28 protein-coding genes are annotated in these 23,194 nt (G+C 61.5%); 19 read left to right on the top strand and 9 right to left on the bottom strand.

What is annotated here, in order from left to right:
• Positions 1-266 precede the first annotated feature (266 nt).
• Positions 267-1,226, bottom strand: coding sequence for an SDR family NAD(P)-dependent oxidoreductase (locus tag RWJ89_RS29730; RefSeq protein ID WP_168284809.1), 960 nt, complete (start codon positions 1,224-1,226; stop codon positions 267-269).
• A gap of 124 nt (positions 1,227-1,350) precedes the next feature.
• Between RWJ89_RS29730 and RWJ89_RS29725 the strand changes: the two genes are divergently transcribed.
• Together RWJ89_RS29725 and RWJ89_RS29720 are read left to right on the top strand one after the other, a co-directional pair.
• Positions 1,351-2,295 (top strand): AraC family transcriptional regulator, encoded by a 945-nt coding sequence (locus RWJ89_RS29725; RefSeq protein WP_168284810.1) that lies wholly within the window; start codon positions 1,351-1,353, stop codon positions 2,293-2,295.
• A gap of 155 nt (positions 2,296-2,450) precedes the next feature.
• Positions 2,451-3,356 carry a S1C family serine protease gene (locus RWJ89_RS29720; RefSeq protein ID WP_131665931.1) on the top strand — a complete coding sequence of 302 codons (906 nt, stop codon included), beginning with the start codon at positions 2,451-2,453 and terminating at the stop codon, positions 3,354-3,356.
• A gap of 69 nt (positions 3,357-3,425) precedes the next feature.
• On the opposite strand, the gene RWJ89_RS29715 is transcribed toward RWJ89_RS29720, so the two are convergent.
• Entirely contained in the window at positions 3,426-4,439 is a 1,014-nt protein-coding gene (locus tag RWJ89_RS29715; protein ID WP_131665930.1) for a LacI family DNA-binding transcriptional regulator, read from the bottom strand.
• 208 nt (positions 4,440-4,647) lie between these two features.
• Here RWJ89_RS29715 and RWJ89_RS29710 point away from each other — a divergent pair, with 208 nt between their 5' ends.
• From RWJ89_RS29710 to RWJ89_RS29700, 3 genes are all read left to right on the top strand, one after another.
• Positions 4,648-5,562 (top strand): sugar phosphate isomerase/epimerase family protein, encoded by a 915-nt coding sequence (locus tag RWJ89_RS29710; protein ID WP_131665929.1) that lies wholly within the window; start codon positions 4,648-4,650, stop codon positions 5,560-5,562.
• Positions 5,563-5,607: 45 nt separating this feature from the next.
• Complete coding sequence (locus tag RWJ89_RS29705; RefSeq protein WP_316031875.1) at positions 5,608-6,531, top strand: TIM barrel protein; 924 nt, start codon at positions 5,608-5,610, stop codon at positions 6,529-6,531.
• A gap of 145 nt (positions 6,532-6,676) precedes the next feature.
• Positions 6,677-7,804 carry a Gfo/Idh/MocA family protein gene (locus tag RWJ89_RS29700; protein ID WP_410056118.1) on the top strand — a complete coding sequence of 376 codons (1,128 nt, stop codon included), beginning with the start codon at positions 6,677-6,679 and terminating at the stop codon, positions 7,802-7,804.
• Between the two features lie 98 nt (positions 7,805-7,902).
• Here RWJ89_RS29700 and RWJ89_RS29695 read toward each other — a convergent pair whose 3' ends face one another.
• From RWJ89_RS29695 to RWJ89_RS29680, 4 genes are all read right to left on the bottom strand, one after another.
• Positions 7,903-8,073, bottom strand: a complete 171-nt coding sequence (locus RWJ89_RS29695) for a hypothetical protein (RefSeq protein WP_165503767.1) — start codon at positions 8,071-8,073, stop codon at positions 7,903-7,905.
• Positions 8,074-8,139: 66 nt separating this feature from the next.
• Positions 8,140-8,532, bottom strand: coding sequence for a hypothetical protein (locus tag RWJ89_RS29690; protein ID WP_131665927.1), 393 nt, complete (start codon positions 8,530-8,532; stop codon positions 8,140-8,142).
• 175 nt (positions 8,533-8,707) lie between these two features.
• Positions 8,708-10,342 carry a chaperonin GroEL gene (groL, locus tag RWJ89_RS29685; RefSeq protein WP_131665926.1) on the bottom strand — a complete coding sequence of 545 codons (1,635 nt, stop codon included), beginning with the start codon at positions 10,340-10,342 and terminating at the stop codon, positions 8,708-8,710.
• Positions 10,343-10,392: 50 nt separating this feature from the next.
• A complete protein-coding gene (locus tag RWJ89_RS29680) occupies positions 10,393-10,710 on the bottom strand; it encodes a co-chaperone GroES (protein ID WP_316031874.1) in 318 nt (105 codons plus the stop codon).
• 511 nt (positions 10,711-11,221) lie between these two features.
• Here RWJ89_RS29680 and RWJ89_RS29675 point away from each other — a divergent pair.
• The 8 genes from RWJ89_RS29675 to RWJ89_RS29640 all read left to right on the top strand — a co-directional run bounded on the left by RWJ89_RS29675 (position 11,222) and on the right by RWJ89_RS29640 (position 15,449).
• Positions 11,222-11,485: a hypothetical protein gene (locus tag RWJ89_RS29675; protein ID WP_131665924.1), complete on the top strand. Its 264-nt coding sequence runs from the start codon at positions 11,222-11,224 to the stop codon at positions 11,483-11,485.
• Positions 11,482-11,817 carry a hypothetical protein gene (locus tag RWJ89_RS29670; RefSeq protein WP_018070945.1) on the top strand — a complete coding sequence of 112 codons (336 nt, stop codon included), beginning with the start codon at positions 11,482-11,484 and terminating at the stop codon, positions 11,815-11,817. Before RWJ89_RS29675 ends, RWJ89_RS29670 begins: the two co-directional genes overlap by 4 nt.
• Positions 11,814-12,137, top strand: coding sequence for a hypothetical protein (locus RWJ89_RS29665; RefSeq protein ID WP_316031873.1), 324 nt, complete (start codon positions 11,814-11,816; stop codon positions 12,135-12,137). Before RWJ89_RS29670 ends, RWJ89_RS29665 begins: the two co-directional genes overlap by 4 nt.
• Positions 12,128-12,403 (top strand): DUF1488 domain-containing protein, encoded by a 276-nt coding sequence (locus tag RWJ89_RS29660; protein ID WP_131665921.1) that lies wholly within the window; start codon positions 12,128-12,130, stop codon positions 12,401-12,403. Before RWJ89_RS29665 ends, RWJ89_RS29660 begins: the two co-directional genes overlap by 10 nt.
• 28 nt (positions 12,404-12,431) lie before the next feature.
• The gene (locus RWJ89_RS29655; protein WP_131665920.1) at positions 12,432-13,274 is read left to right on the top strand and encodes a transglutaminase-like domain-containing protein; all 843 of its coding nucleotides are present in this window, start codon (positions 12,432-12,434) and stop codon (positions 13,272-13,274) included.
• A gap of 232 nt (positions 13,275-13,506) precedes the next feature.
• The gene (locus tag RWJ89_RS29650; protein WP_376775257.1) at positions 13,507-13,686 is read left to right on the top strand and encodes a hypothetical protein; all 180 of its coding nucleotides are present in this window, start codon (positions 13,507-13,509) and stop codon (positions 13,684-13,686) included.
• A 1-nt stretch (position 13,687) separates the two neighbouring features.
• Positions 13,688-14,941: a 3-oxo-tetronate kinase gene (gene otnK, locus RWJ89_RS29645; protein ID WP_168284816.1), complete on the top strand. Its 1,254-nt coding sequence runs from the start codon at positions 13,688-13,690 to the stop codon at positions 14,939-14,941.
• A gap of 127 nt (positions 14,942-15,068) precedes the next feature.
• Complete coding sequence (locus RWJ89_RS29640) at positions 15,069-15,449, top strand: VOC family protein (protein ID WP_131665918.1); 381 nt, start codon at positions 15,069-15,071, stop codon at positions 15,447-15,449.
• A gap of 7 nt (positions 15,450-15,456) precedes the next feature.
• On the opposite strand, the gene RWJ89_RS29635 is transcribed toward RWJ89_RS29640, so the two are convergent.
• Positions 15,457-16,419, bottom strand: a complete 963-nt coding sequence (locus tag RWJ89_RS29635) for a LysR family transcriptional regulator (RefSeq protein WP_316029603.1) — start codon at positions 16,417-16,419, stop codon at positions 15,457-15,459.
• 123 nt (positions 16,420-16,542) lie between these two features.
• Between RWJ89_RS29635 and RWJ89_RS29630 the strand changes: the two genes are divergently transcribed.
• The 5 genes from RWJ89_RS29630 to RWJ89_RS29610 all read left to right on the top strand — a co-directional run bounded on the left by RWJ89_RS29630 (position 16,543) and on the right by RWJ89_RS29610 (position 20,901).
• On the top strand, positions 16,543-17,943 hold the full coding sequence (locus RWJ89_RS29630; RefSeq protein ID WP_316031872.1) for an MFS transporter: 1,401 nt from the start codon (positions 16,543-16,545) through the stop codon (positions 17,941-17,943).
• A gap of 96 nt (positions 17,944-18,039) precedes the next feature.
• The gene (locus RWJ89_RS29625) at positions 18,040-18,417 is read left to right on the top strand and encodes a hypothetical protein (protein WP_017959655.1); all 378 of its coding nucleotides are present in this window, start codon (positions 18,040-18,042) and stop codon (positions 18,415-18,417) included.
• A gap of 199 nt (positions 18,418-18,616) precedes the next feature.
• A complete protein-coding gene (locus RWJ89_RS29620; protein ID WP_168286410.1) occupies positions 18,617-18,952 on the top strand; it encodes a hypothetical protein in 336 nt (111 codons plus the stop codon).
• Positions 18,953-19,417: 465 nt separating this feature from the next.
• Positions 19,418-19,561, top strand: a complete 144-nt coding sequence (locus tag RWJ89_RS29615; protein WP_003546677.1) for a hypothetical protein — start codon at positions 19,418-19,420, stop codon at positions 19,559-19,561.
• Between the two features lie 302 nt (positions 19,562-19,863).
• A complete protein-coding gene (locus tag RWJ89_RS29610) occupies positions 19,864-20,901 on the top strand; it encodes a fatty acid desaturase (RefSeq protein ID WP_017959652.1) in 1,038 nt (345 codons plus the stop codon).
• Between the two features lie 155 nt (positions 20,902-21,056).
• Here the strand turns inward: RWJ89_RS29610 and RWJ89_RS29605 are convergent, their stop codons facing one another.
• Positions 21,057-21,971 carry an SDR family oxidoreductase gene (locus RWJ89_RS29605; protein ID WP_316031871.1) on the bottom strand — a complete coding sequence of 305 codons (915 nt, stop codon included), beginning with the start codon at positions 21,969-21,971 and terminating at the stop codon, positions 21,057-21,059.
• Between the two features lie 118 nt (positions 21,972-22,089).
• On the opposite strand from RWJ89_RS29605, the gene RWJ89_RS29600 reads away from it, so the two are divergent.
• Positions 22,090-22,650 (top strand): TetR family transcriptional regulator, encoded by a 561-nt coding sequence (locus tag RWJ89_RS29600; RefSeq protein ID WP_168284821.1) that lies wholly within the window; start codon positions 22,090-22,092, stop codon positions 22,648-22,650.
• Between the two features lie 6 nt (positions 22,651-22,656).
• On the opposite strand, the gene RWJ89_RS29595 is transcribed toward RWJ89_RS29600, so the two are convergent.
• Complete coding sequence (locus tag RWJ89_RS29595) at positions 22,657-23,130, bottom strand: YcgN family cysteine cluster protein (RefSeq protein WP_131665912.1); 474 nt, start codon at positions 23,128-23,130, stop codon at positions 22,657-22,659.
• Positions 23,131-23,194 lie beyond the last annotated feature (64 nt).

Here is a 23,194-nt window from a genome sequence, read left to right as displayed (position 1 = left end):
AATGGCGCAGCTCTTGCGCACGCCTTGATACATTTTAAAGACGGATTGTCACGATTTGACTGCTGTTTGCGCAAATACAATCTGGCACGGCGACCGCGCTGTCGCAGGCCGATTTCGGCAGCGTTTGCGCCAATGACATGCTGACGATCTGCACGGCTTGCCGATCGGGCTTTCACCCGAGAAGGCCCGGGTGAGGCGCGAGGACGGCAAGACAATCGGCTGCGTCTTCAGCGCGCCTTGACGAGGGTTTGCCGCGCGCTCTGGCTTCAGGCGTACGCTGCGAAAGCGTCAATGCCAGTCAGCCTTGCCGACAAGATCCACAGGCGTGCCGCCTTCTCGGGATCGGTTGCATGGTCGCTGACGCCGCCTGGTTCTCCATCCGTTGCGCGGATGGCGATATCGCAGTCCTCGCAATAGAGGCCTCCCATACCGTCGAGTTGCGGCGAGGTCGCCGCCCAAACCTGCGTGGCCGCCCCCTGGGATGGCGTCTTGAATGTCGGATCAATCGGGTTGCCGTCCGCATCGATCCAGCCGGCACTGACCATTTCCTCCTTTGCGAGATGGCGCTGCAAGGGGGTAAAGATCTTGCCCGGGTGCAGCGAGAAGGCGCGGATGCCGGTGTCGCGCCCGAGCCTGTCCAGATGCACAGCGAAAAGTGCGTTGGCGGTCTTCGACTGACCGTAGGCCCGCCATTTGTGGTAACCGGTCTCGAATTGCACATCCTCCCATCGTATGGCCGAGTTGTGATGGCCACCTGAGGAAACCGAAACGATGCGAGCGCCGGGCGAGATCGCCGGCCAAAGGCGGTTGACCAAGGCGAAATGGCCGAGATGATTGGTCGCGAACTGTGCCTCCCATCCGTCGCCGACACGCGTTTCCGGGCAGGCCATGATGCCGGCGCTGTTGATCAGGATGTCGATGCTGCGGCCAGACGCGACGAACCGCTCGGCAAAGACGCGAACGCTTTCGAGGTCGGAAAGGTCGAGCCGATCAATCTCTACGCCATCGATACCGGCGACCGCGCTGCGCGCCGCCTCGATGTTCCTTGCGCCGATGGTCACCTTGGCGCCGGCGCCCGCCAGAGCGCGCGTGGTCTCGAGCCCGAGGCCGGAATGGCCGCCGGTGACGATGGCGCGCTTGCCGGAAAGATCGAGACCGGCCAGAACCTCGCCGGCCGTCGTGTGGGCTCCAAATCCGGAGCCGATGGGGACTTGTTTGTCACTCATGATAATTGCCTTTGTTCTGCGACGTTGCTGTCGCTCGGGATGACGGTCGCGAGAATAAGGCGTGGCCTCCAGACGATCCATGCGCTAAAGTCCGACATCTCTTCGCCATCGTCCGGATTTTTACATGGACCCGTTATCCGATGTTCTCGCATTGCTCAAACCGCGCAGCTATGTTTCCGCGGGGCTCGACGCTGGCGGCGCTTGGGCGATCGATTTCCCGCCCCCTGATGGCATCAAGTTCAACGCGGTGATTTCAGGCGCCTGCTGGCTGAGCGTCGATGGAGTTGCCGAAGCTGTCCGCCTGGAGGAAAGCGACTGCTTTCTGCTGACGAGCCGCCGGGCCTTTCGTCTCGCCAGCGATCCGGCGCTCGAAGCGATCCCGTCCGACGCGATCTATTCGATCGCCCGCGACGGCATTGCGACTTGCAATGGCGGTGGCGATTTCTTCCTGATCGGCAGCCGTTTTTCCTTTTCAGGAGGAAATTCGGACATCCTTCTCGGAATCCTGCCACCGATCGTCCATGTGAAGAGGGATTCCGATCACGCCACCGTGCTGCGCTGGTGCCTCGATCGGATGACGCGCGAATTGCGCGACCAGCAGCCGGGTGGCTTTCTGATGGCGGAGCATTTTGCTCATGTCATGCTCATGCAGGCGTTGCGCCTCCATATCGCATCGCCGAATGCGCGCGGCGTCGGCTGGCTTTTCGCGCTTACCGACCGGCGGATCGGCGCGGCTATCAGTGCCCTGCATGCCGATCCAGCCCGCAAGTGGACCTTGCAGTCGCTAGCTGAACGGGCCTCGATGTCCCGGTCCAGTTTTGCTCTCCACTTCAAGGAAAAGGTCGGGCTTGCGCCGATGGATTATCTGACGCGCTGGCGCATGCTTCTCGCAGGTGACCGATTGACAAATTCGGACGAAGCAATTGCCGGTGTCGCCCTGTCGCTCGGTTATGAATCCGAAAGCGCATTCAGCACCGCCTTCAAGAGAGTGATGGGATGCTCGCCGCGGCAATATGGTCGCGCTCAGCCGCCCGCCGGTGCCATGCGAGATAGTCTCGGCGCTCAGTGAAACCTTGATTGGTGCAGGCATCGGAGGGAGGTCGCCGTTGACCTGCCAAAATTCCGTCCGATACGGTCTTGCACCCGCCGTCCATTCTCTTACCTATTCAAGGAAGAATGCGCCGGCTTTCGGCCTTTCGCGCCGGCGTCTATCGGGATGAAAGTATGAATATCGATCCGATTTTACGGTCAGTCGTGGCCGTCCGTTCCTCTATTCCGGAAGATGCCTTCACGGCGGAGACGCTGGGCACTGTCCGGGAAGGCAGCGGCGTGGTCATTCGCGACAACGGGCTGGTGCTGACCATCGGTTATCTCATCACCGAGGCCGAAGAGGTCTGGCTGACGACCCATGACGGGCGCGTGGTTCCCGCGCATGCGCTTGCTTATGATCAGGAAAGCGGCTTCGGCCTGGTCCAGGCGCTTGGGGCCCTGAATGCGCCGGCGGTGGATCTCGGCGACGCGGCCACGGCCAAGCCCGGCGATCCCGTCGTGCTGGCCGATGGCATCGGAGAATTCGTCGAGGCAAATATCGTCGCCCGGCAGGAATTTGCCGGCTATTGGGAATATCTGCTCGACGAGGCGATTTTCACAGCACCAGCCCATCCCTCATGGGGCGGCGCGGCCCTGATCGGTTCGGACGGCAGGCTTCTCGGCATCGGTTCGCTTCGCCTGCAAATGAGCCATGGCGACGAGGTTGCCGATATCAATATGGTCGTGCCGATCGACCTTTTGCCGCCGATCCTCGACGATCTCTTGAACCGGGGCCAGGTCAACAAGCCGCCGCGGCCCTGGCTTGGCGCCTTCTCCGCCGAGAGCAATGGCGGCGTGGTGGTCATGAGCGTGGCCGAAGACGGCCCGGCCGCCCAGGCGGGCCTGCGTCAAGGCGATATCATTTCGGAGATCCGCGACGAAGAGGTCGATGGCCTGGCCGATTTCTATCGCAAGCTCTGGAGCAGCGGCCCCGCCGGCGCCGAGATCCCCATGCGGATCCTCAGGAACGGCCGGGAAGCCTGGCTGCGCATCAAATCCGCCGACCGCAACAGCTTCCTCAAGAAACCGCAGCTGCAGTAAGGTTACGCCGGCGTCGTGAAAGTCGCTGGCGCTCATTCGAGCGGATTGTCCGGGCATCCTTATCCCGTCTCAGAGATTTTCCGATGTGATCGTCAGGAAGCGCACCGGCTCGGCGCTGACTTCCACCTCGATGAGACCCAGCCTGTTCAGGGCAAGGTCTATCGATCGCCTCGCCTGCACTTCCGGCGCCTGGTCGAGCACGATCGACATGATGCCGCGGCTGAGATAGTCCTGCGTCTCTCCCGTCAATTCGTGGCCGACCCAGAACGGCCGCCCAGCCTTGTTTGCCTCGAGCACCCTGGCAACACCCTTGTTGTCGCCGCCGGCACTATAGACGCCAATGATGCCGGGTTCGCGCCGGAGCGCCGCTTGCAGCAGTTCGATGGCATTGTGCTCGTCATCGAGGTCGAACATGACCTCAAGGAAACGATGTTCGTTTGAACCCTCGTTCGAAGCGTTGTCCGCGAGATAGTTGGAGAAGCCGCGGATCCGCTCCTTATGGTTCTCATAGGCGCCGCTGTGGCAGAGAGCGACGAACGAACCGGGGCGCCGCGCCAGCATGCCCGACATATAGTGAGCCGCGGTGCGTCCGGCGGCATAGTTGTCGATGCCGACATAGGGCAGTTCGGGCGCCGGGCGGGTCATGATCTGGACGACGGGAATGCCGAGACCGGCCGCCTTCCGCACGCTGGTGACGACATCGGCATGGTCGGGCGCAACCACGATCAGCGCCGACCGGCGCGCCGTCGGGTTGGCGATGTAGCGGGCGAATTGCGCCGGCTCGTTCTCGCGGACGAAGGTGCGGTGAACGACAATACTGTCGTCGAGCGAGGCGGCAATGCGCTCGAACGCCCGGTTCAGACGCGAATAGAAGCTGGTCTCCGGACGAACGAGGATGACCTCTATCCGGATCAGACCGCGATGGGCGACCGGCAGGCTCTGCCGGTATTCAAGCCGTCTTGCCGCCAGGAAGACTTTCTCCACCGTCTCCGGCCGGACGCCGCCGCGGCCGTTGAGGACACGCTCGACGGTCGCGGTGCCAACGCCGGCTTGGCTTGCGACATCCTTCAAAGTCACCTTCATCAGGGCTCACTCACTCCCAAAGCTGACACAGCAGAGCATCGGCACGCTGCGTCGTCAATGATCAAATTTGATCAAGGAAGCATTGGAGCATGGGGGCACTGCAGCAGTATCGTGCTGGCAATCCGGGAGGAGCACCGGACGTCCGAAACAAACGAGATCAAGGATCACCCGCCGGCCCGATCCGGCCGAGGGATGACGGAGGAACCAGATGAAGATTGCACTCGACCCGCATATGCACCGTCACCTCAACCTGCGCGACCTCTGCCGCAAGGCGGCGGAACTCGGCTATGAGCATATCGAGCTTTCACCACGCGACGATTTTCTGCCCTGGTGGGTGCGCCCGCGGGCACACAAGGAACGCATCGCGGAATTCAAGTCGGCCCTGAAGGATCACGGCGTCCAGCTCGCTTCGATCCTGCCGATGTACCGCTGGGCGAGCCCGCATGAGGACGAGCGGCAGGCGGCGGTGCGCTACTGGAAGGAAGCGATCGCAATCGCGGCCGAGATGGGCTGCGATACGATGAATTCGGAATTCGGCCGCGGACCGTCGCCGGATCGCAGCCACCGCGCCAGCTGCTGCGGCGGCATGCATACCCACGAGCACAGCGAGGCTGCCTGGTGGCGCTCGATCGAAGAGCTCGTTCCGGTGTTCGAGCGCGAGGGCGTCACGCTCAACATGGAGCCGCATCCGGAAGACTGGTGCGAGACGCTGCATCCGGCGATCGACATGCTGAAGACCATCGGCTCGAAGAACGTCAAATTCCTCTATTGCGCGCCGCATACCTTCTATTTCGGTGACGACATGGCGCGGATGATCCGCGATGCCGGCCCGCTAATCGCCCATGTGCATGTGGCCGATACCTATAACCACAAGGCGTCGTCAGGGCTGCGCTACATCATCAATCCGCCGGGCGCGAAGGTCACCATCCATCAGCACATGGATATGTACCAGGGCGAGATCAATTGGGATGTCTTCTTCTCCTCGCTCGCCGCGGTCGGGTTCGACGGCATCATCACCGCCTGCGTCTTCGGCTGGGAGGAGCGTGCCGATGATTCCGGCCGCTTCATGCGCTCCGAAATCCAGAAATATGTCGACAAATACTGGCCCGGGAAACTTGGCTGATCGTCAACATCCACCCGGCACCACCACTTTTCAGGAATAAAACCCGTGACCATCACGATTACGACAGCCCCCTGCTGCTGGGGCGTTGATGACGTCAACAATCCAAACCTTCCCGCCTGGGAGCGCGTCTTCGACGAGGCGACGGCGGCTGGTTATGGCGGCCTCGAACTCGGGCCGTACGGTTACGTGCCGCTCGATGATGCGCTCGTCGCAAAGGCGCTTGCCGAGCGCAATCTCTTCATCGTCGCCGGCACGATCTTCGACGATCTGGTCTCGCCTGAAAATCGGGAGACATTGCTGCGGCAGACGGAGGAAATCTGCGCCGTCATCACCAGGCTGCCGCAGCCGGAACAGGTGGAAGGCCAGCGGTTCAGGACGCCCTATCTCACGGTCATGGACTGGGGGCACGACGAGCGGGACTATGCCGCTGGCCATTCGGATCGTGCGCCGCGCCTCGACGACACGGCCTGGACCGGGATGGTCGCGAACATCACGGCGATCGCCGAACTCGCGGCGCGTAAATACGGCGTGCGCGCCGTCATCCACCCGCATGCGGGCGGCTATATCGAATTCGCCGATGAGATCGAGCGGGTGGCAGGTGACATTCCGCAGGAGATCGCCGGCTTCTGCCTCGACACCGGCCATAGCTATTATGCCGGCATGGATCCCGTGGAGATGCTTCGCCGCTATGCCGACAGGCTCGACTACGTCCACTTCAAGGACATCGACCAGACCGTCTTCGACCGTGTGCTTGGCGAGAAGATCCGCTTCTTCGATGCATGCGGACAGGGCGTCATGTGCCCGATCGGCCGCGGCGTCATCGATTATCCCGCCGTCAAGCGAACGCTCGAGGAGATCGGCTATCACGGCTTCATCACCGTCGAGCAGGAGCGCGATCCATTCAATGTCGCCGGCAGCCTCGAAGACGTGAAGCAAAACCGCGATTACCTCAGGTCGGTCGGGTTCTAGAGCGTTTCCGTTTTTCTTCGAAACACGGAAACGCTCCATCTCTCTGTTTTGCGCAATTCCGGACACAAAAACCGCTGCGCACTTTTGCTGGAACTGCTGGGGAAAAACTGTGACGAATAACAGGAAAAAGCCGATCCGCTGGGGCATGGTCGGCGGCGGCAGAGGCAGCCAGATCGGCTATATTCATCGCTCGGCGGCGCATCGCGACGACGTCTTTGCCCTTGCGGCGGGCGCCTTCGATATCGATCCCGAACGCGGCCGCGCCTTCGGCATCGATCTCGGGCTCGACGAAGCCAGGAGCTACCGGGACTATGCGGCGATGTTTGCGACTGAGGCCGGGCGGGCCGACGGCATCGAGGCCGTGTCGATCGCAACACCCAACAACACCCATTTCGCGATCTGCAAGGCAGCGCTCGAACATGACCTGCATGTGATCTGCGAAAAGCCGCTCTGCTTTACGACCGCCGAGGCCGACGAACTGAAGGCGCTTTCCCAGACGCGCGGCCGTATCGTCGGCGTGACCTATGGTTATGCCGGCCATCAGATGATCGAGCAAGCGCGCGCCATGGTCCGGAATGGCGATCTCGGCGAGGTCCGAATCGTCAACCTGCAATTCGCCCATGGCTTCCATAGTGCTGCGGTGGAGGAGCAGAACCCTGCGACGCGCTGGCGCGTCGATCCAAAATTCGCAGGCCCCAGCTATGTGCTCGGCGATGTCGGGACCCACCCGCTTTATATCGCCAAGGTCATCCTACCGCATCTGAAGATCAAGCGGCTGCTCTGCACCCGCCAGAGCTTCGTCAAAAGCCGCGCGCCGCTCGAAGACAATGCGGTGACCCTGATGGAATATGACAATGGCGCGATCGCCACCATCTGGTCGAGCGCCGTCAATGCCGGCTCCATGCATGGCCAGAAGATCCGCATCGTCGGCTCGAAGGCCAGTATCGAATGGTGGGACGAGCGGCCGAACCAGCTCTCCTACGAGATCCAGGGCGAACCGGCCCGCATTCTCGAGCGCGGCATGGACTATCTCTATCCCGAGGCCAGGATCGACGACCGGATCGGCGGCGGTCACCCGGAAGGTCTCTTCGAAGCCTGGGCGAACCTCTATCGCCGATTCGGCTTTGCCATCAACAAAGAGCGCGGCCTCGCTCCTGCGGGGATCGAAGACCTCGTCTTTCCCGATGTCGATGCCGGACTGGAAGGGGTCCGCTGGGTGGAAAACTGCGTGCGTTCCGCCGACGCGGGTGGGATCTGGCTGGATTATCGCTAGGTCTTCAAGAGCCCCGGCGCAGCTCTTTCTCAGATCGCGCCCTGTGCCCGCTTCGCACTTGTTGCGCTGGAGGCATGTTCAAGGACATCAGTCCACACTCAGATAAGCGGATCGTCGTCTTCCGGCGCCTGCGGCGCGCGGCGACGCGTGCTGTCGTTGGCGGCTTTCTTAGGCCCGTCGGCGGCTGCCTCAGGGACTTTCTTGACGCTTTCGCCGCCGGCGTCTTCTGCGGCTGGCTTTGGGTCGCTCTTTTTCACGAAACGGATCATAGGTCATTTCCTGCTTCAACAGTGGGAGCGCTCCGCACGTATATCGGAGCGCTCTGGAAAACGGTGTCAGACGGCAAGCGCCGTGGCGCAGCCTTGAACACTTCGGCTATCGGCTGAAGTCTGCCCAGGCATGGTCGCCCAACCGCCGGCCTCAACGAACTGACGCTGCTTGTAGCCTTCGGTAATCGCCTTGAACTCGATCAGTTTAGCGCTCGCATCCGGCGCCGCCTTGAATCGCTCGACGCAAATGGCCGACGCCAGTTCTCCGCGTGCGGTGTCGCCGGCGGCGGCTGCCGCTTTGCTTGATGTGCCGCCGGTTACCCAACCTCCCCAGCTGAATCCGATAATCATCGTGGCGATCGCCGTGGCGACGCAGGCCCAGGCGAGAAGCGTCTTGGATGGCTGGTAACTGTCGAAACGCTGGGTAATCGATGTCTTGCTGCTGCTCTGCACGGACATTGGAATTCTCCCTGTCTGTTGTTCGGGTTGTGCCGTCCGGCGACGCCGGACCGGTTCAAGCTGGCCTTAGAACAGGATGATTTTAGGCCGGGTCTAAAATCTGAATCCTGTTCTACATTAAATAGTTAGAGCATGATGTCGTCCGAAAACCGCTGACACTTTTCGGCATCATGCTCTAGTATCCCATAGCGCCCATGCCGCCATTTCCGGCCGCAGGCGCAGAATTTTTCGCGGGAATGTCGGCGATCATCACCTCGGCGGTGATCAGCAGCGCCGCGATCGAGCCGGCGTCCTGCAGAGCAGTGCGCACGACCTTGGCAGGATCGACGATGCCGGCCTCGATCATATCGACATAGGTCTCCGTCTGTGCGTCGAAGCCCTGATTGTGATCATTGCTGCCGGCGAGTTTTCCGACGACAATGGAGCCCTCGAACCCGGCATTGTCGGCGATCTGCCGGATCGGGGCTTCGAGCGCCCTGAGCACGATCGAGATGCCCGCCGTCACATCGGCGTTCTCCCCCGTCAGTCCCGTCAGCGCCGACTTCGCGCGCAACAGTGCCACGCCGCCGCCGGGCACGATGCCCTCTTCGACCGCCGCACGGGTGGCGTTCAGCGCATCGTCGATGCGGTCTTTCTTTTCCTTGACCTCCGTCTCGGTCGCGCCGCCGACGCGGATGACCGCGACGCCGCCGGCGAGTTTCGCCAGGCGTTCCTGCAGTTTTTCCTTGTCGTAGTCGGAGGTGGTGTCTTCGATCTGCGCCTTGATCTGCTGGATGCGCGCCTGGATGGCCGCTTTCTCGCCGGAGCCGTCGATGATCGTGGTGCTTTCTTTGTCGATCAGCACACGTTTGGCGTGGCCGAGCATATCGAGCGTGACGTTCTCGAGCTTGATGCCGAGATCCTCGGAAATCATCTGGCCGGCGGTCAGCACGGCAATGTCTTCGAGCATCGCCTTGCGGCGATCGCCGAAGCCCGGCGCCTTGACGGCTGCGACCTTCAGGCCGCCGCGCAGCTTGTTGACGACCAGCGTCGCCAGCGCCTCGCCTTCGACGTCCTCCGAGATGAGCAGCAGCGGTTTGCCGGTCTGTACGACGGCTTCCAGGATCGGCAGCATCGCCTGCAGGCTGCCGAGTTTCTTCTCGTGAACGAGGATATAGGGCTCCTCCAGTTCCACGCGCATCTTCTCGGCATTGGTGACGAAATAGGGCGAGAGATAGCCACGATCGAACTGCATGCCCTCGACGACATCGAGTTCGGTTTCGGCGGTTCGCGCCTCTTCGACGGTTATGACGCCCTCATTGCCGACCTTGTCCATTGCCCTGGCGATCATCTCGCCGATGGTGGCGTCGCCATTGGCGGCAATGGTGCCGACCTGTGCGATCTCGCCTGACGATTTGACCTTCATCGCCCTCGCCTTGATTTCCTTGACGACGGCGATAACGCCGAGATCGATGCCGCGCCTCAGATCCATCGGGTTCATGCCGGCAGCGACGAGCTTTGCGCCTTCGCGGAAGATGGAGGCGGCGAGCACCGTTGCCGTCGTCGTGCCGTCGCCGGCAAGATCATTGGTCTTCGATGCCACCTCGCGCACCATTTGCGCGCCCATGTTCTCGAACTTGTCTTCGAGCTCGATCTCCTTGGCGACGCTGACGCCGTCCTTGGTGATGCGCGGTGCGCCATAGGCCTTGTCGATGACGACGTTGCGACCCTTCGGGCCAAGCGTCACCTTGACGGCGTTGTTGAGCAATTCGACGCCGCGCAGCAGGCGGTCGCGCGCGTCGGTAGAGAACCTGATTTCCTTGGCAGACATGATATTTCTTCCCAGTTCGGTCTTGAGTTGCGGGTCACAAATTCGACCCCTCAGGCGGCTTTGCCGGCAGCCGCTTCGGTCTTTTCGACGATGCCCATGATGTCGGTCTCCTTCATGATCAGAAGGGTTTCGCCATCGATCGTGACCTCGGTCCCCGACCATTTTCCAAACAGAATGAGATCACCGACCTCGACATCGAGCGGGACGAGATTGCCGCTTTTGTTGCGCAGGCCCGGGCCGAATGCGACCACTTCGCCTTGCTGCGGCTTCTCCTTGGCGGTGTCTGGAATGATGATCCCGCCCTTGGATTTGACATCGCCTTCCGCACGTCGAATGACGACGCGGTCGTGAAGTGAACGGAATTTCATAGAGGGTCTTTCTGCTGCCGGCGCGTAGGGCGGCTGCAATTCATAAATAGCACTCGTGGCACTCGATTGATAGGAGTGCCAAGAAATATTGTTCGCACGGGGAACTTCTGGAAAAATTTAGGAAATAAATTTGAACGGATATTTTGCAATAATCAGGAAATGAAGAGAATTTTTACGACACCGCACCTAATTTTATTTAAATGGTTATCGAGTTAATTTGGCGTTTTTCATAGATAAATTCGAATTTATCTTGATTTAAACTCAATCGAGGCGCAATGATAGGCCTCGTCGATTTGGCCGACTTGGCTTCGCGGTGTCAGAGAACTACGACCCGCCATCACCACTGAATTTTCGATAGCAATTTGTGACGTCGTTCTGGCGTCGATTTCGCCTATTCCGATCCGGAATGAGCTTGGCGCTGACCGCGGATGTACCGGCAGCCTCGAGTTCGTCCGGTTCGGAACTCAACGATACAGGAAACGCATCGGCGCTTCCTGCGGAGGCCTCAGCCGTGACCAGTCGCACCACACAAACAGTCGTCCGCTTTTCATCCTCATTCCACCTGCCCGGTTTCGACGGGGCGCAGCCAGCCGGAGAATACCGCGTCGATTATGACGAGGAATTGATCGATAGCGTTTCCAGGCTTGCCTGGCTAAGGGTCGGCGCCTTCATCCACCTGCCGGCGATTGCCGCGCAGAGTTCGACGCAGCAGATGATGCCTATCCACCTGTCAGATCTCGAAACCGCGCTCGAAAAGGACCACAAACCGTCATGACCGCTACGCGCATCCCGCAACGCAATGGACGCTCGATCCGGCGCGAGGCAGCAACACATATCTTCAAGGTTGGACAGACTGTCCGGGTGAAGGACGGGTTCCTGGTCGTTCCCTCCAAGCTCCCCGAGACATACCGCATTACCGCCACGCTGCCTCTGAGAGGAAATGTGCTGCAATACCGCATCCGCAGTGACGATGAACGTCATGAGCGGGTCGCGACGGAAGACAGCCTGGAACTGGTAAACCTATCGCCCGCCGGCAGCGGCGCAACACTGATCGAGAGGACGTTTGGCCATGGCCACGGCCCGAATGACGAAAGGTTGACATCGTGAACAGCCATGAAGACGAAGCCGAACGAAGACGGAATGCCTTTGCCGTCGGCACATGGGAAAACAAATGTGGCGCTTCCGGCCGCTACTCCATGGAGATCGAACGCGACCGCCGGATCGAATCCGCCCGTTCGTGGACCGTCTATCGTGTCTCAGCAGGCGTTCCAGTGCACTCCGAGCATGCCGTGACAGGCAAGAGCCGTCCGCAGGCCGGGAAAGACATGATGTCCTTCAATCTTCTCAACATAGGATACCGGAAGGAATGGCTGAGGCTGTCGGACGCCGCCCGGAGTGAAACTCCGCCGGTTCAACCATGGCGCTAGCCTTCCTGAATCAAAGCCGCAGCTTCGATGCGGCGAGAAATGCTGTGCGCTTCGTCGGCCATGACGGCATGTTCCAGGTGTTGTTCTTCATCGAGATTGGCGCACTGGCGAAATCCGACACCACATTGCAAAGAACCGAGCCTTCGGAAACGAGGTGGCTTTCGTCTTTCGATGCCCTGCGTAACTCCATTCAGGACGTGGCACACAAAGCCTATTCCTACCGCCGCCGCGCGTTTTATACTCTAACTGCGGCGGATTTCCGCTAGCGGGATCCGGACGCGCGAGAAACGATCCATGTTGATCCGTTACGGCTATGAAATCACGCTGACCTGCCCGCAGCCGACCGCATTGGTGTGCCTGTTGTCGGTTCATGATGATCGTGCGGCCGACATCAGAATTCCGGAAACGGTCTTCACCACGCCCGATGTTCCCACATCGACTTATCGCGATCTCTTCGGCAACCGCTGTCTTCGGCTGGTCGCCCCAGCGGGCGACCTGACCATATGGGGCGATGCGACGATCGAAGACGATGGCAAACCGGACAGGTCGCTGCCAGGCGCCAGGGAGTTCCCGGTTTCGGAGTTGCCGGATGATTGCCTCGTCTACCTGATGGGCAGCCGCTATTGCGAGACGGATCGCCTCAGTCAAATTGCGTGGGATATGTTCGGCACCGTCTCACCCGGCTGGGGCCGCGTTCAGGCGATCTGCGACTTCGTTCACGGCCATATCCAATTCGACTATATGCAGGCGCGATCGACGCGGACAGCCTTCGAGGCCTTTCACGAACGTGTCGGCGTCTGTCGCGACTTTGCGCATCTCGCGGTGGCGTTGTGCCGGTGCCTCAACATTCCCGCCCGATATATCAATGGCCATCTCGGCGACATCGGTATTCCCGTCGTCGACCCGATGGACTTCAGCGCCTGGATCGAGGTCTTCCTCGACGGTGCATGGCATACATTCGATCCGCGCAACAACACGCCGCGGATCGGTCGTATCATCGTCGCACGCGGGCGCGATGCCGCCGACATACCGCTCATCAATTCCTTCGGACCGCATGTGCTGAAGGCGTTTCGAGTCTGGACCTATGAGGTGACGAACCTGCAGCAGATGCAAAGCGTCGCCGAAGGTGCTGTTTAGAACGAGACCTGGGCAGGATGCGGCATGCCCAGCCCCAGGCTGCCGCAGGCAGGACTGCCAGTCCGTTCCCGGTTCATGGCAGCCGCCCACAGCAGCGCCGAGCCGAACTGCACCCTCCCCCCAAAATCACGTGACAGCGTCGCTCGCCTTGTCTTAACTGAGACATTGCCGGTTCGGGGCCGACTCGCGCCGGAAGTCGGCGTCGATGTCTTCGAGTGGAGGGCCGCTTCAGATGAAAAACCTTGTCATAGGCGCGGCCGAGATGGTCTGCCGCAAGCTGGTGGCTGCGCCGGGCAATTTCGATGCGAGCCGGGCGCAGGCGCTCGGTTTCAGCGCTGAAACATCCTTCGACGAGATCATTCGCGTACCTATCGAGGACGAGCTCGAAGGCCGCCTGCCGGAGCTTTCCTGACATGCTGCTTGGGGCGATTGCCGATGATTTCACCGGCGCCAGCGATCTTGCCAACACGCTTGCGAGAGGCGGCATGTCGACCGTGCAGTTCGTCGGCACCGGCCGCGGCAAGACGGATTGCGAGGCCGGCGTCGTCGCGCTGAAAACGCGCTCGGCGCCGGTTGACGATGCGGTGCGCCAGTCGCTGGAGGCGGCGCGCTGGCTGCTCGAGCAGGGCTGCGAGCAGATCGTCTTCAAATATTGCTCGACCTTCGATTCGACGCCTTCAGGCAATATCGGGCCGGTGGCCGAAGCGCTGCTGCGCCTCACCGGCACCGGCGTCGCCGTCGTCTGCCCGGCCTTTCCGGCGACCGGACGGCGGCTTTTCATGGGACATCTCTTCGTCGGCGACCGGCTTCTCAGCGAATCCGGCATGCAGAACCATCCGTTGACGCCGATGACCGATCCCGACATCCGCCGCTGGCTGCAGCAGCAGACGAAAGGCGAAATCGGCAGCATTGCGCTCGACGTGGTGCGCTCGGGCGCTGCGGCCTTGCGCAACGGCCTGCGCGCCGAACTCACCGCCGGCCACCGCCTCGTCGTCGTCGACGCCATCGAGGACGACGACCTGGCGACGATCGCGGCCGCGGTCGCCGACCACAAGCTGGTGACCGGCGGCTCTGGCATTGCGCAGGGCTTGCCGCAGAATTTCCGCAACCAGGGCAAGCTCTCAGGTACGGCGGACGAAGTGCCTCTGGTCAAGGGTCCCGGTGTCGTGATCTGCGGCTCCTGCTCCACGACCTCGCAGAACCAGGTCGCCTGCCACCTGCAGAACCATCCGGGGCTTGCGATCGATCCGGCGGTGCTGATGCGCGGCTCGATGTCGGTGGAGCGCGCGGCACGCTGGGTGGAAGCGAATGCCGCCGAAAATCCGATCGTCTATTCGACAGCCGCTCCTGAAGTGGTGAGCTTCGTGCAGCAGCGTTTCGGGCGCGAGGACGTGGCTGAAAAAATCGAGACCTTCTTTGGCGGGCTGGCGCGGCGGCTCGCCGATGCCGGCATGCGGCAGATCGTCGTCGGCGGCGGAGAAACCTCCGGCGCGGTGGTGGAAGCGCTCGGTCTCAAGAACATGATGATCGGGCCGGAGATCGATCCCGGCGTGCCGGTTCTCGTGGCCGACCGCTCCGGACCGCTCGGGCTTGCGCTGAAGAGCGGCAATTTCGGAGCCCCCGATTTCTTCGCCAAGGCGCTGGACAGAATCGCCGGCCATGAATGAGCGCGCAGGCCGCTGACGATGCGCCCGTTCGCTGACTTAGAACGGCGGTTGAAAGATGTTGTCATCGTGCCATCTTGGGGGTGAGAGAGCTCACACCGGGGATGAGCAGAGAAGGAGTTCGCAGTCCATGTTCGATCATATCTCCATCGGCGTAAAAGACTTGGAAAGAGCCCGCCGTTTCTACGATGCGGCGCTGGCGCCACTCGGATATGAGCGCCTGTCTAATTCCGACACCATGATCGGCTACGGCCCGGAAACGGTCGGGCTCTGGGTGATGCAGGTCGAGCAGCCTGTTGTTGCCGACATGCGATCCGGGCTGCATTTCTGCTTCGTCGCGCCTGATGAGGCCGCGGTCGATGCCTTTCACGCGGCGGCCGTTGCATCCGGCGGCACGGATAATGGCGAACCAGGTGTGCGGCCGGATTATGGGCAATTCTATTACGCCGCCTTCATCATCGACCCGGACGGCTACCGCCTCGAAGCGTATTTCCACAAAGGCGAACTGTAAGGGACCGTCAGGCAGCGGCTCTCGGAATGGATACGCAGCAGCCGGAAGCTTCGAGCGCTTTATTGGCTACATCGATGAACAGGCGACGGAACCAGCGCGCCCGGCCGTCCGTCTGGTCGACTCGGCGATAAAGCATCGTCACGGGATCGGCCGGCAGCGAAAGCGGCGGCTCGCAAAGCATCAGCCCATGTAACTGCGCCATGCAGCGACCGATCGATTCCGGCACGGTGGCAATGGCGGGCATCGCCTTCAGCACCATCGGCAGAGCGGAAAAGCGCGGGACGGTCGCCACCACCTGTCTCACATCGCCGGTGCGGTTCAGCGCCATGTCGATACCGGTCGAGGTGTTGCCTTCGAACGAGACGGTGACATGCGCGACATTGGCGAAATCCTTGAGGCTCAACGGCGCCTTCAGCCCGAGCTGAGCTTCATCGTAGATGCAGATCGAGACTTGGTCGAACAGCGGCGCGCGAATGTGCCAGGAGGCGGGCTCGTCGTGCATCGCGACGCTGAAATCGAAAACGCCTTCATCCAGCCGGCGTGCGGCATCGCGCTTTTCGGAAGCGATGCCGATCAGCCGGGCGCCGGGTGAAAGCTTTAGAAGACGGGCGGCAAGCGGGCCGAAGAAGGCCGATTCGAGATTGTCGCACATGCCGATGCGGAACTCGCCCTTCCAGCTTGCCGGATCGAACTCGGCCTGCGGGCGGATGGCGCGCTCGATGCCCGACAGCGCATCCTCGATCGCCGGGGCGATGGAAAGGGCGCGCGGCGTCGGCTGCAGGCCGCGGCCGACACGCACGAACAATTCATCGTCCAGCGCCTCGCGAAGGCGCCGCAAAGCAGCCGACAGGCCCGGCTGGCCGAGCAGCAGCCGCTCGGCGGCGCGACTGACGTTGCGCTCCTGCATCAGCACCGAAAAGGCCAGCAGGAGATTGAGATCGATCTTGCGAAGCGTGGCGTCATTCATCATCGTCAGTAATACCTGGCATGGCTACTATCAATTTGCAATAGGAATGGAAGCTGTACATTTTCTCGTTCCCTGCCGCCCGGCAACCTCCCCCGATGAGGCGGCAGCAACGAAGGAACGATTTCGATGACTCTTTCCAAATCGCGAAGCGGGGCGGGGCTGGCATTGCTGCTGCTCTGCACCGCCAACTTCCTCGACGCCATGGACGTCTCCACCATTGGTGTCGCGCTTCCTGCCATCCAGGCCGAACTCGGCATGGAGGCGACATCGCTGCAATGGGCCGTCAGCGCCTATGTGCTCGGTTATGGCGGCTTCCTGCTGCTCGGCGGCCGGGTCGCCGACGTCTTCGGCCATCGCCGCGTCTTCCTTTGGTCGCTGGCGATTTTTGCCGCCGCCAGCATCGCCGGCGGCTTCGTCGATAGCGGGCCGACGCTGATTGCCGCCCGCTTGATCAAGGGCATTGCCGCCGCCTTCACTGCGCCTGCCGCCCTTGCGCTGCTGCTCTCGGTCTTCGGCGAGGGAACCGCACGGGCAAAGGCGCTCGGGGTCTTCGCCTCGACCGGCGCCACCGGCTTCGTGCTCGGCATGGTGCTCGGCGGTGCCGCGACGATCTTCAGCTGGCGGGCGACCCTTGTCATGGGCGCGCCTGTCGCCATACTGACGCTCCTTCTTGCGCCGCTGGCGCTGCCGGCCGACCCGAAAAGGACGGGACCGCGGCCGAGCTTCGACTGGGCCGGCGCGCTGACGATCACGCCCGGACTGCTGCTCTTCGTCTTCGGCATCACCAATGCCGCAGCCGCCGGCTGGCGGGCCTTCCCGACCTGGGGTTCGCTCGCCGCGTCGCTGGTGCTGATCCTGCTCTTCCTCGTGGTCGAAGCGCGCCATGCCGATCCGATGGTTCCGCTCGGCATGTTCCGCCGAGCCAAGCTCCGGCATGCAAATGCCATCGCCGCCCTCTTCCAGGGCGCCTATGTCGGCTTCCAGTTCCTGGCGACGCTCTATTATCAAAACGTCATCGGCTGGTCGGCCTTCACCACCGGCTTCTGTTTTGCGCTTGGCGGCGTCTTCGTCATGTTCCTGGCGCCACGTTTTGCGACGCTCGCGCAAAATCGCGGCGCCACCGGGCTGATGGCGGCGGGTGTCGGCCTGCAAGCGTTCAGCTATATCTTCTGGGTGACCGCACTCGGACATGTCGACCCGATCCTGCTCGTGCTGTTTTCGCAGATCCCACTCGGCCTCGGTTACGCCATGACCTACCCCTCAGTGCAGGTCGCGGCCCTTTCGGACGTTGAGGACGATAAGTCGGGGCTCGCCTCCGGACTGCTCTTCGCCTCCTTCCAGATCGGCGGCGGCATCGTGCTTGCGGCGGCCTCGGCAGTCTTCGGCGCCGCACCGCACGTCGGCTGGGACCCCTATGTCGCCGGCATCGCCTTCGTGGCGCTGCTTGCGGTGGCGATTACCTTGCTTGCAGCCGCCGGTCCGCGGACATCGGCCGCCCGGAGACCCAGCTATCAGGCGGCGGAATGACCGTCATCAGCCCGCACCCTGACCGGTGCGGGCTACTCATCAACCGGAGCGATATCTGCAGCAAGAATCCCGTTGCGTTGCCTGGGTGAAAGGCGCATGGTCGCAACTTCGGCAGCCAGTGTACGGGCGCTGCCGACTGAGGGTTTTTATACCCTTGCCCCGATGAAAGGAGGACCGATGTCTTCCACTTTCGAAAAGTCGCATCTGACTTCGTCCGATCTCGACATGCTGCAAGGCGTGCTCGACGACGCCGGCTACGACGCCAAAATCCTGATCGGCAACGAACGCGTCTTCAACGTCGCGGCCATACTGTTGATCAGGCTGTTCGAAGAGGGCGTCACCTCGCCGGCCATGCTCTCACAAGCGCTCGAACACCATTTCGGCAAGCTGAAGACGCCGCCGAAACCGATAACCCCCGTCTTCAATCGATATGCGATACAGGGATTGCCCCGTGAAAGACGCGTCGCCGGCTAGAGCATGATGCCGAAAAGTGTGAGCGGTTTTCGGACGACATCATGCTCTCACTGATGTTCTAAAGCGCGTCGCGATCTTTCAGATTCACTCCTCGCGCTTTAGGTTTTTGTTTTACGCATGCCGTTAGCGCAAAACCGCTTCACACTTTTGCGCGACATGCTTTAGCGGCAAGCGAGCCGCCCGGCTCCGAAGGAATATTGTGCGAAAAACCCTCCTGCTTTGTATCTGCGTCGCAGCGGCCGGTTATTTCGGATGGGTGCAATTCGGGGCTTACCAACAACGGCAACAGGCTAGCGATCTTGCCGACATCGATAGGGAGCGCCGGGTGGCGCTCCTGGAAAGCGATGGCTGCCAGGCGAAAGTGGATATGCTTCTGTCGATGACAGACCGCCTGCTCAAGGCCGGCGGCATGCTGGTGCCGCTCGATATCGGACGGGACATAGAACTCTGTTTGGCCCGCGGCATCATGTCTGCATCAGGCCGTGCGGAGATGGAAAGAACGAAGCTGATCCGCCTGTTTCCCGTGAATGACTAAGCGCGTCGGAAGATTCATCTCTCGCTTTAGTCCTATTGTTTCGAATGTCGTTATCGCAAAACCGCCGCCCCCTTTGCGCGGCACGCTTTATCCCCTGTGGAAATATGGCTTTCCTGCGGCGGCGGCCTTAATGGCACCTCAATTTTACTCTATAAGGAGGGCTCGCTGATTTGGCCGATGCGGCATTTGCGGTGACCGGATTTCCGGCCCCGCCATTTTCCCGATCGCGAAAGCATGGTGACGTCCCGTCTCAACGTCGGGTTTGGCTTTCGGTGACCTCTCCGGTCATCCGCCTCCAGACTGCGATGCGGTTTCAGCAGGCATCATTTTCATTCCATCCCTGCGGCCCGGTGTTGTCGGGTTGCCCCTCATGACGATCCCGCGATCTCCGATCGCGACCGACAAGCGGGGCGAATACCACGCAGGCTGCGGCTTTCAATTTCGATCTAAAGGGAGATTTTATCGATGGCAAAAGGACAAGTAAGAAGCAATCGCGAGGTCCGGAAGCCGAAGAAGGACAAGCAGGCAGCGAAGGTGGAAAGCACATTCGCCAATCAGATGAAGACGGCGACCAAAACTGCCCCGCAGGGCAGTGCTCCAAAGAAATAGAACCTCTTATCGAGCCCCCGCTCCGCCCCCGTGCGCATAACAGCGCCAGTGATAGCGCGTCTTGTCGGACGCGCCGCGCTCCGGCGCGACACCATCACCCATTGACATGTTTTCGGAAAAACAGGAATTGCTGCAACCATGACAACTCTTAATACAATGTACAACTTCGACTATCCGCTCTTCCTCATTCGCTCGGCCGTGGTGATTGCACTCGGCTTTTCGGCGATCGCCGCCTTTCACGGCGTCACTCTATGATCGAATCTGCGCGCCGCAGCGAGTGCGAGGAAATCCAAGTGGCCCCTTTGGGAGAGCCCGACGACAACCCGGAGCGATCCGCACTTTTCGCAGAAAAGCGCTGGCTGAAGATCCTTGCCGGATATCGCCAGCCGCGGGCCGGACGCAGCGCCTTCGAGCTTGCCGTCACAGTCGTCCCCTTCGCGCTGTTCTGGGCTGCCGCTTGGGCAGCGGTTCATTACAGTTTCTGGCCCGGCCTGATCCTCATCCTTCCCGCCGCTGCTTTCCTGCTCCGGCTGTTCATGATCCAGCATGATTGCGGCCACGGCTCGTTTTTCGCTCGTCGCCGCGTCGACGACTGGGTTGGACGCACGATCGGCATCCTGACGCTGACGCCCTACGACTACTGGCGCCGGGCGCATGCGGAACACCACGCCTCGGCCGGAAACCTGGACGAGCGCGGCGTTGGCGATATCGAAACGCTGACGATCGCCGAATATAACGCGCTGTCGCGCTGGGGCCGGCTTGGCTACCGGCTCTACCGGCACCCGATCGTGATGTTCGGGATCGGACCGGCATGGCTGTTCCTCTTCAAGCAGCGCCTGCCTTTCGGCATGATGCGCTCCGGCGCCCTGCCCTGGATCTCGACCATGGCGACCAATCTTGCCATCGCGGTGGTCGCCGCGCTGCTGATCTGGGCGGTCGGGATCGTCCCCTTTTTACTGGTGCATCTGCCGACCGTGCTTCTGGCAGGTGCTGCCGGCGTTTGGTTGTTCTACGTGCAGCATCAATTCGAGGAAACACATTGGTCGAAGGAGCCGGACTGGCAGTTCCAGCATGCGGCCCTGCACGGCGCCTCGCATTACGACCTGCCGCCAGTGCTGCGGTGGATCACCGGCAATATCGGCATCCACCACGTGCATCATCTGTCGAGCCGGGTGCCTTACTACCGGCTGCCGGAGGTGCTGCGAGATCATCCTGAGCTTGCCGATCTGGGCCGCATCACGCTCATGGAAAGCCTGCGCTGCGTCAAGCTGGTGCTGTGGGACGAGCAGACGAAGCGACTGGTCTCGTTTCGCGAGGCGGCGCGGCTTGCCACAGCATGATAACGGGGCGTTAGAGCGGTTTAGCTTTCACGGAAGCGCAGAGCCGCTCTAACCTTTTGTTCCTGGAATTGCTCCAGTAAAATCATCCTGTTCTAAATTAAACAGTTAGAGCATGTTGTCGTCCGAAAACCGCTCACACTTTTCGGCATCATGCTCTAGCGATAGCCTGTCACATCCGCCGGTCCGCCCGGCTCCTGCACTTCCACCATGTAGCGCCAGCAATCCGGCCGCGAACCGTCGATATCGTCGAAGCCATAGGTCTTGGCCACTCCGCCGCTCGACAGCGACTGGCCGTTCCAGCGGGCGCGGTCGGGATCGGCGGCGATGGCCGCAACGGCCCGGCCGACGAAGCGCGGGGTTTCGGAAATGGCGAAATGCGGCTGTACTTTCGTCGCCTCGCTCCAGTTCTCCTCGCGAACACCATAAGCATCCAGCATCATTTCCGAACGCAGCCAGCCGGGCGTGATCGAAACGGCGGTGGCGCCGTGTTTCGCCAGATCTTGCGCATGCGCCCAGGCCATGCGGGTGACGCCTGTCTTGACGAGGTCGTAAAAGGGCGACAGCCGGTAATGGGTGGCATTGTATTCGGCCGTGCCGTCGGTCATCTCCACCAGCAGCCCGCCGGGCCGCTCGATCATCAGCGGCAGGGCGTAATGTGCGGTGATCAGATGCGTCTCGATGCCGAGCTGCAGCATGCGCAGGCCCTTATCCAGCGAATGCTCCCAGACGGCCTTGTCCCATTCGAACAGTTTCTCGCAGCCCCAGATGTCGTTGACGAGAATATCGAGTCGGCCGGCCTCCTCGCGGATGCGGGCGACCAGCGCCTCGACCTGTTGCTTGACGAGATGGTCCACCTGCACGGCGATACCCTTACCGCCTGCGGCGGTTACCAGTTCGGCCGTCTCTTCGATCGTCTCCGGCCTGGCATACTCGGATTGCTGAGCGCGCGTCGTGCGCCCGGTCACGTAGACGGTGGCGCCGGCGGCGCCGAGTTCCACCGCGACGCCGCGGCCGGCGCCACGCGTAGCACCCGCCACCAAGGCCACTTTCTCCCGCAAGTTCGCTGTCACTTCTCCATCCTCCACGCTAGAACGCCTCATGCCGTAATGAAGCGCCAAGTATTAGCCAGCGCCGCTTGTTTATAAACGAATGATCGTTTATATACGACCTGAATGCAAGAGGAATTTCATGCCGCGCCGCCGCACACTGTCCGACGAACAGCTTCTCGCCATGGTGCTGGCGCTGATTCATGCCGAGGGGCCGGATGCAGCGACCTTTGCGGCGGTGGCGAAAGCCAGCGGACTTTCCGGTTCGACGCTGGTGCAGCGTTTCGCCACGAAAGCGGCGATGCTGCGCGCAGCGCTGCTTTATGCCTGGGACAGGCTGGATTCGGAAACGGCGCGGCTTGCCGAGACCGTGCCGAAAACGCCGGACGGCGCCGTCGTGCTGCTCGTCGGTCTGTCGCAGGATTACGGCGACAATGCCGCTGCCTATGGCGAGGGACTGCTGGTGCTTCGCGAGGATTTCCGCGATCCGGTGCTGCGCGCCCGGGGTGCGGCCTGGGGAACGGCACTGACGGCGGCAATCGCGCAATGTTTCGGATCGGCGAAGGCGCCGGAGACGATCGCCCGGCTGATGCTGTCGCAATGGCAGGGTTCGCTCATCTGGTGGGGTTTTGGCGCCGAGGGGCCGGTGGCCGCCTATGTGGAGACGGAGCTTCGGCGCTTCCTCGCCGCGCTTAAATCCTGAGCCCGCCTACGCTTCTTCGTCCTTCTCCTCGCCCACGGTCAGCGGCCAATCGACGACGTAATCTTCGAGGTCGTCGAGATCGATCTCATTTTCGTTGATCGCGCGGCCTCTCGCGGAAATGCCGGCTGCATGGACGGTCTCCGGGTCGCCGGAGACGAGCGGATGCCACCAGTAGAGGTCGCGGCCTTCATTGACCAGCCGGTAGCCGCAGGTGGGCGGCAGCCAGGCGATATCGGGCACATTCTCCTTCGTCAGCTGCACGCAGTCCGGCACGAAATCCCAGCGGTTCTCATAGCTGGAGCAGCGACAGCTTTCGCCGTCGAGCAGCTTGCAGCTGACCGAGGTGAAATAGATATCGCCGCTATCCCATTCCTCGATTTTATTGAGACAACAGAGGCCGCAGCCGTCGCAGAGGCTTTCCCACTCGGCGACGGTCATTTCGGCAAGCGTCTTGTTCTTCCAGAAGGGCAGATCGTTCATCGTTCGTTTCTTGCAACAGCGACCCGCAAATTCGCGTGACCCTGATGCATCTCTCTTGTTATCA

The organism is Rhizobium sp. 10PS4, from assembly GCF_032464805.1.
In the GTDB taxonomy this organism is placed as follows: Bacteria; Pseudomonadota; Alphaproteobacteria; order Rhizobiales; family Rhizobiaceae; genus Rhizobium; species Rhizobium laguerreae.
This window is presented reverse-complemented; position numbering and strand designations above follow the sequence as displayed.